Raw genomic sequence first — 5,889 nt, 5'->3', positions numbered from 1 at the left:
ATTGGCAGTTCACGACTGAGGATGCACGAGTGAAGCTATCTCGCCTTTACCCGACTTTTGAAGTTTGACGTGACACTAGTGTCAGGATTTCATAGAAGATGAAGAACGTGAGGAGGTTTCCTGAGAATGCAATCCCTACAGTTGAAGCAACACATACTGCAAAACAGAGGTAATACCTCGTCTGGGCATGCTCATCCAGTGCCCGCAGATACCCTATTGAATAGATCGAGGTGACGATCCAGAGGAGAGATGAGAGGAAAGCAAAATATATTCCAAAGAGATCAACCCGTAATGAGAAGGGTACCCCCGGCAGAAGAGTGACCGGGCTGAAGAGATATATCGATCCGGCGGAGATGGACAGAAACATCAGAGTGATCAGACCGAACTTGATGAGTGATGCGGCAATGGTCACTCCTTCATTCACATACCGAATCTTCCCGCCAAAGAGTGCGATGGTGATTGCTGCTCCAAGCGACATACAGATTGTCACAGCAGGTGCAGCTGAAGAGATGATCTCCATCTTATCCCCCACCTCCAAGAAGGAGTTCAGCAGCCGGCCGGATGATCCCCATTGGCACCTCAACGAAGATGCCCAGGAGTATTGCGGCTGTGCAGAGGAGATAGATCGGAATGAGCACGTTTATCGGAGCTTCCCGGATCGTTCGCACCCTGTCTGCCTCCTCAAAATATGCACTATTGAGTATCCTGAAGAAATACACTGCTGTAAGGAGTGTCCAGAAGAGAATGATGATCGCATACAGCAGAAGATCCGAGGCGATAGCGGCACTTGAGATGATGATTTTGCTTACGAACCCTCCACTTAAGGGTATTCCGACCATCGAAAGTGCTGCCATTGCAAAAGCCGCCATAGTGTATGGCATTGCCATACCAACCCCCCTGAATTCATGGATATACCGAATACCTGCCTGGATCAATATCGTATCGGCACAGAGGAAGAGACCCGCTTTTGCTGTTGCATGAGTGATCATCAGGAGTATCGCCCCTTCAAGACCGGCCTCTGTCGCGATGCCGATACCAAGGACCACACAGCCAATATTTGCTCCGGTAGAGTATGCAAACATCTTTCTGATATCGACCTGCCGGATTGCAATGACCGAACAGAAGATAATAGCGACTGCACCAAGGATCGCAAGCATCGAATACAGCGGTATCGTCTGCACTGCCAGGGATGGACCAAAGATAATGAATATCACGCGAATCAGGGCAACAAGACCCGCCTTCAGTGCAAGTGTCGAAAATACCGGGGCAATTGATGGGGCATACGCATACGCGTCCGGCATCCATATGTGGAGTGGAAAAAGGCCGATCTTTGTGCTGATACCGGCGATTAATAGTGCAAGGCCCGCAAGCACGGTATATGAGTCGGAGACCGGCACCAGAAGGTCTGCCATCATATGCATATTCAGAGTGCCTGTGGTGATATACAGAAAACCGATCCCGATTAAGATCATCGCTGAACCCGCAGATCCGATGAGGAGGTACTTGTACCCGGCAAGAAGCCCTCTCCCATCTCCCCTGATTGCGACAAGCCCATACATCACAATAGCCAGAATCTCAAAGAGGATGAAGAGGGTGAAGAGGTCGGCAGTGATGATGGTACCCTGCATCGCTCCGACAGAGAGCAGGAGTAAGACATAGAAGAAGAGGCTCTTCCTCTCTCCAAGTTCCCCAATACTATCTGAAGAATACCAGATCGAAATAAAAGCGATACCGGAGATCAGAACGGAGATGCAGGCTCCGAGGTAATCTGCATAAAAAGCAATTCCAAGTGGCGGAGCCACTCCTGCGAGATGGTAGGTAAAAGGGCCTGATGTGGTTATGTGAAGAACAAGCAGAAGAGAGCAGATGAGGTTTATGAAGAGCCCGAGAAGTGCGATCCTTCTGATCCATCCCAAAAACAGGTACCCTGCAAGCGGACTGATGAACGCGGTACTTATGGGTATCATCACGATGAGGATGGGCAGGTGTGAGAGGATGTCGTTCATAACAGCTCCATCAGCCTCCGGGCATCCAGCGTCTTATACCGCCGGTAAATCAGGACTGCAAAACTCAATGCAAGGGCAGTCATGCAGAGGGTGACAACGATTGCAGTCAGCATCATCGCAGAGGGGAGGGGGTTTGCATACAGTATCACAGCATCGGGGGGGTTAGTAGATCCCTCTGCAAATATTGGTGCAATACCTCCGGTTACATCCCCAAGGGATATGTAGAAGAGGAAGATCGCCGTCTCAATGATATTTAAACCGATGAACTTCTTAATGAGATTTCTCTTTGCGATCATCGTATAGAGGCCGATCATAATGAGGATGATTGCAACCCAGTAGTTGTAATGACCAAGGATAAATCCGGGATCGATGATGTTCATTCCTCCCCTCCCGCGATGGCAATAAAGATCAGAAACATCATGCCAAAGACAGCAACACCGATGCCGATCTCGACACAGGTGATAGCGATCAAATGGATGATCTCCTGCGAATAGGGAAGCGGAAGTGAACCATACTGGAAGAACCAGCCTCCTGCAAGAATTCCGAGTATTCCAACCAGAGTGATGCCGACACTTCCCACCGCCCCTATTGCAAAGAGTGTCCGGCATGAGAGTGCTGATCGTATCTCCTTCAGATCTCCGCCGATTGCAGCGAGGATGATAGCACTTGTGATGATAATACCTGCCTGAAAACCTCCCCCCGCTCCGATATGACCATGCAGAAGAATATAAGCTCCAAAGAGGAGGAGAAATGGGATCATCCGGCGGGTGACAGTCCGAACGATGAGATCGTCATTCATCGTCATCAAATCCCTCCTGTTTTTTGAGATAGAGCCCGATGATCGCAATTCCAACAGCAAAGATCACTGTAATCTCTCCAAGTGTATCGAAGGAACGGTAATATGCGATGATTGCGGTGACGATATTTGCAACACCGGTTGTTGCCTGCCCTTCCTCAAGGTACAGGTTTCCTGTCACGGTAGCCCCTGGTGAGTCAGGGCTTCCAAATGCCGGCATTCCTGCAACAGCAAGAGCAAGTACTGCTCCAATCGTGAGAACAACGCAGAGAGGGCCGATCTGAAGCTGGTCGTCGTCTGTCTCCTCTTCGGTCCTGCGGGTCTTCTGGATGGCGAGGATGAAGAGGACAGTTGTTATCCCTGCACCCACTGCCGCCTCGGTGAGGGCGATATCTGGTGAATTCAGCTGCGCATAAATGATAGCCATCAGAAACGAGTATAAGGAGAGGATCATCGCAGATACAAGAAGATCTCTGCTTTTCAGTGCCCATAGTGCAAGGACGATCAGAGTTAGGAGAAGGGCGCCGTTTAGTATCCAGATCATCTGGTATCCTCCAGCTGTATGGCATACGCGTCCTCTTCTGTGAGGTTTTCGGGTCTGACTCCTGAGCAGTACGCCCCTTTTGTGAGTGTTTGTGCGGCTGTCGGGCTTGATATGAAGAGAAAGATACTGATTGCAAGGACTTTTACTGAGATGAGTGAGAACCCTTCAAAGAGTGCTATGCCAAGAAGGATACAGGTCTGGCCGAGGGTATCGCATTTTGTTGCAGCATGGAGTCGGCAGAAGAAGTCCGGAAACCTGATGATTCCAATTGAGCCGACTAAAAAAAAAAGCTGCCTGCCAGAAGTAGCACGGCGGAGATGAAGGTCAGGATAGCGGTCATGGAAAGATCCTCCCTGTTGTCAGGTAACGGGATGCAACGATAGTCACAAGAAATCCAAGCATCGCATAGGTCAGAGCGATATCAATGACAAAAGGCTGACCGACCTGGACTGAGATGATGACGAGCATAACCGCTGTTGTTGTTCCTATGATGTTTATTGCCATGATCCGATCCGGCAGTGTTGGCCCCCGTGCCACACGGTACAGGCAGAGGAAAGCGGCAATGCCAAGCATGACAGACGTAATAGTCAGGATTATCTCCATGCCTCACTCCCTTTAAAGAGCCGTAGTACGGCATTGCGAATCTCCTGCGTCTTCTTCTGACCCTCATCCGGTCTGGTCAGGTAATGGATATAGCAGTCCCCTTCCTCTTCGATATCAATTGTCAGGGTTCCCGGTGTCAGTGTCATTGAGTTTCCGAAGGTGGCAAGGGCAGTACTGCCCAACAGATCCGTCGAAAACTTCCGGACAGCAGGAGATATTGGAAGATCCGGGTGGAGAATGATCCGGATGATGTCGATATTGGCTCTGATGATCTCATACTGGAGCCGGATGAAATAGGGGATTATTCCAAGAGCGATCCCTCCTATCCTCCTGAGATCACCCACCTCTCCATCGACGGTAACGATTGGAAAAAGATATGCGATTATGAATGAGGAGATGAGGCCCATGCTGAGGTGCACCCAATCGAGGTGGCCTGAGAGGACGATCCAGAAGAGGAAGAGGATTGTTGCTGTCAGGATGATGCCGATTGGATCTCTTCTGGGCATATGGTGATGTCTCTGTTGGTGAAGAAAAAGGTATTGGTAAGAGTAGATTGGCTTTTGTGTTCTCTTGCTACTTCCTCCATCGTTTGAGTTCGGGAAGGAACTGCCCGCACATCGTCTTTGCTTCTGCATAGGACATAATGCCCATCTCATCGATCTTCTGCGAGCAGAACTCAATCATCTCTTCGAGGGTAATTGACTCATCAATGAATGCCCCGTTCTGGTAGCAGTACAAGCAATACTCAAGGGATTGTGAGCCGTCTTTTTCTGTTCCAAAATGTTCAGGCTCGCTCATGGGCATGCCGCAACTCTGGCAGAATGGTCCTTGTGGGATCTCGTCCATAATGGCATTTCTGTCATCTTTGGTAATAAACAATATAGATGATTGATGCTGGTACTTTCAATAATCTGGATCAATATGTATTTCAAAGGTTGAAACCCCTATATTGATAATTGACAGTGTTTACCATGGGGTCAACAATACTCACGAATGAAGAAAAAAGGGTGAAGGTTTATACGATTGAGCAGAACCCTACGAGATCCCATGAGGTGACGCACGACACTCCTCTTGAATGTTTAAATCTTAACTGGACCGAAAAGGATCTCCCCGAGAGGGAGCGTACAAAGCATGTCCACCGCCTTCATCCCTATCTTGGTAAATATATCCCACAACTCGTTGAGATTTTTTTGAGAAGGTATTTTTCAAGAGGTGAGACTGTCCTGGATCCATTCTGTGGATCGGGGACAACTCTTGTGCAGGCACATGAGCTTGGGATTAACGCAATCGGGTTTGATATATCGGCATTCAATGTCCTTCTTGCACGAGCAAAAACGCAGGAGTACGATCTCTCCTTGATGAAACGGGAAGTTCTTGACATCCTGAATAAAGTCATGTCAGCAACACAGGTTGACTCTGCACAGAGTCGGTTATGGTTTGAGTGTACGCACGGCCCATATCTCTCTGATGAAAATAACGAGTATCTCAATAGATGGTTTGCACCAAAGGCATGTGAAGAGCTGCTCACGTATCGATACTATATCGAAACGGGAGATTATCAGTATAAGGATCTGATGAAGATCATACTCTCCCGCTCCGCTCGTTCTGCCCGATTAACGACGCATTTTGACCTGGACTTTCCAAAGAAACCGGTGACTGAGCCATATCACTGTTATAAACATAAGCGGATCTGTCATCCAACCGAGGAAGCATTCAAATTTTTGAAACGATACAGCAATGATACCATTAAGCGTGTATCTGATTTTGCCGAGCTAAGAACAGATGCATCTGTGAATGTCTACCATGATGACTGCCGGAAGGTCGATTTTCCAGAGGTGCATGGAGTTATTACCAGCCCTCCGTATGTTGGATTGATCGATTATCATGAGCAGCATGCATATGCCTATAATCTCCTCGGGCTTGTGGATAAACGGACTGAC

Annotated in this window: 10 protein-coding genes; 1 reads left to right on the top strand and 9 read right to left on the bottom strand. The window is 48.6% G+C overall.

Features of this window, described 5'->3' with window-relative positions:
- Positions 1-46: 46 nt before the first annotated feature.
- From Q7V06_RS00615 to Q7V06_RS00575, 9 genes are all read right to left on the bottom strand, one after another.
- On the bottom strand, positions 47-520 hold the full coding sequence (locus Q7V06_RS00615) for a hypothetical protein (protein WP_304836525.1): 474 nt from the start codon (positions 518-520) through the stop codon (positions 47-49).
- Position 521: 1 nt separating this feature from the next.
- On the bottom strand, positions 522-2,006 hold the full coding sequence (locus Q7V06_RS00610; protein ID WP_304836522.1) for a proton-conducting transporter membrane subunit: 1,485 nt from the start codon (positions 2,004-2,006) through the stop codon (positions 522-524).
- Complete coding sequence (locus Q7V06_RS00605) at positions 2,003-2,386, bottom strand: cation:proton antiporter subunit C (protein ID WP_304836519.1); 384 nt, start codon at positions 2,384-2,386, stop codon at positions 2,003-2,005. The genes Q7V06_RS00610 and Q7V06_RS00605 overlap by 4 nt, the downstream gene beginning before the upstream one ends.
- The gene (locus Q7V06_RS00600) at positions 2,383-2,811 is read right to left on the bottom strand and encodes an MnhB domain-containing protein (RefSeq protein ID WP_304836516.1); all 429 of its coding nucleotides are present in this window, start codon (positions 2,809-2,811) and stop codon (positions 2,383-2,385) included. The genes Q7V06_RS00605 and Q7V06_RS00600 overlap by 4 nt, the downstream gene beginning before the upstream one ends.
- The gene (locus Q7V06_RS00595; protein ID WP_304836513.1) at positions 2,798-3,346 is read right to left on the bottom strand and encodes a DUF4040 domain-containing protein; all 549 of its coding nucleotides are present in this window, start codon (positions 3,344-3,346) and stop codon (positions 2,798-2,800) included. The genes Q7V06_RS00600 and Q7V06_RS00595 overlap by 14 nt, the downstream gene beginning before the upstream one ends.
- The gene (gene mnhG / locus Q7V06_RS10390) at positions 3,343-3,606 is read right to left on the bottom strand and encodes a monovalent cation/H(+) antiporter subunit G (protein ID WP_370650789.1); all 264 of its coding nucleotides are present in this window, start codon (positions 3,604-3,606) and stop codon (positions 3,343-3,345) included. Before mnhG ends, Q7V06_RS00595 begins: the two co-directional genes overlap by 4 nt.
- 76 nt (positions 3,607-3,682) lie before the next feature.
- Positions 3,683-3,949: a monovalent cation/H+ antiporter complex subunit F gene (locus Q7V06_RS00585; RefSeq protein WP_304836508.1), complete on the bottom strand. Its 267-nt coding sequence runs from the start codon at positions 3,947-3,949 to the stop codon at positions 3,683-3,685.
- Complete coding sequence (locus Q7V06_RS00580; protein ID WP_304836505.1) at positions 3,940-4,455, bottom strand: Na+/H+ antiporter subunit E; 516 nt, start codon at positions 4,453-4,455, stop codon at positions 3,940-3,942. The genes Q7V06_RS00585 and Q7V06_RS00580 overlap by 10 nt, the downstream gene beginning before the upstream one ends.
- A 67-nt stretch (positions 4,456-4,522) precedes the next feature.
- The gene (locus Q7V06_RS00575; protein WP_304836503.1) at positions 4,523-4,795 is read right to left on the bottom strand and encodes a zinc ribbon domain-containing protein; all 273 of its coding nucleotides are present in this window, start codon (positions 4,793-4,795) and stop codon (positions 4,523-4,525) included.
- Between the two features lie 125 nt (positions 4,796-4,920).
- On the opposite strand from Q7V06_RS00575, the gene Q7V06_RS00570 reads away from it, so the two are divergent.
- On the top strand, positions 4,921-5,889 hold a 969-nt coding region (locus Q7V06_RS00570; protein WP_304836501.1), incomplete at its 3' end, for a DNA methyltransferase.

It is taken from the genome of Methanocalculus sp., assembly GCF_030651615.1.
In the GTDB taxonomy this organism is placed as follows: Archaea; Halobacteriota; Methanomicrobia; order Methanomicrobiales; family Methanocorpusculaceae; genus Methanocalculus.
The sequence above is the reverse complement of the archived record's forward strand: the minus strand, read 5'-3'. Positions and strand labels throughout refer to the sequence as shown.

Coding starts and splice junctions, on each gene's coding strand:
- Q7V06_RS00580 (WP_304836505.1), bottom strand. CDS start 4,455: ATGCCCAGAAGAGATCCAATCGGCATCATCCTGACAGCAACAATCCTC.
- Q7V06_RS00600 (WP_304836516.1), bottom strand. CDS start 2,811: ATGACGATGAATGACGATCTCATCGTTCGGACTGTCACCCGCCGGATG.
- Q7V06_RS00575 (WP_304836503.1), bottom strand. CDS start 4,795: ATGGACGAGATCCCACAAGGACCATTCTGCCAGAGTTGCGGCATGCCC.
- Q7V06_RS00615 (WP_304836525.1), bottom strand. CDS start 520: ATGGAGATCATCTCTTCAGCTGCACCTGCTGTGACAATCTGTATGTCG.
- Q7V06_RS00585 (WP_304836508.1), bottom strand. CDS start 3,949: ATGGAGATAATCCTGACTATTACGTCTGTCATGCTTGGCATTGCCGCT.
- Q7V06_RS00610 (WP_304836522.1), bottom strand. CDS start 2,006: ATGAACGACATCCTCTCACACCTGCCCATCCTCATCGTGATGATACCC.
- Q7V06_RS00595 (WP_304836513.1), bottom strand. CDS start 3,346: ATGATCTGGATACTAAACGGCGCCCTTCTCCTAACTCTGATCGTCCTT.
- Q7V06_RS00605 (WP_304836519.1), bottom strand. CDS start 2,386: ATGAACATCATCGATCCCGGATTTATCCTTGGTCATTACAACTACTGG.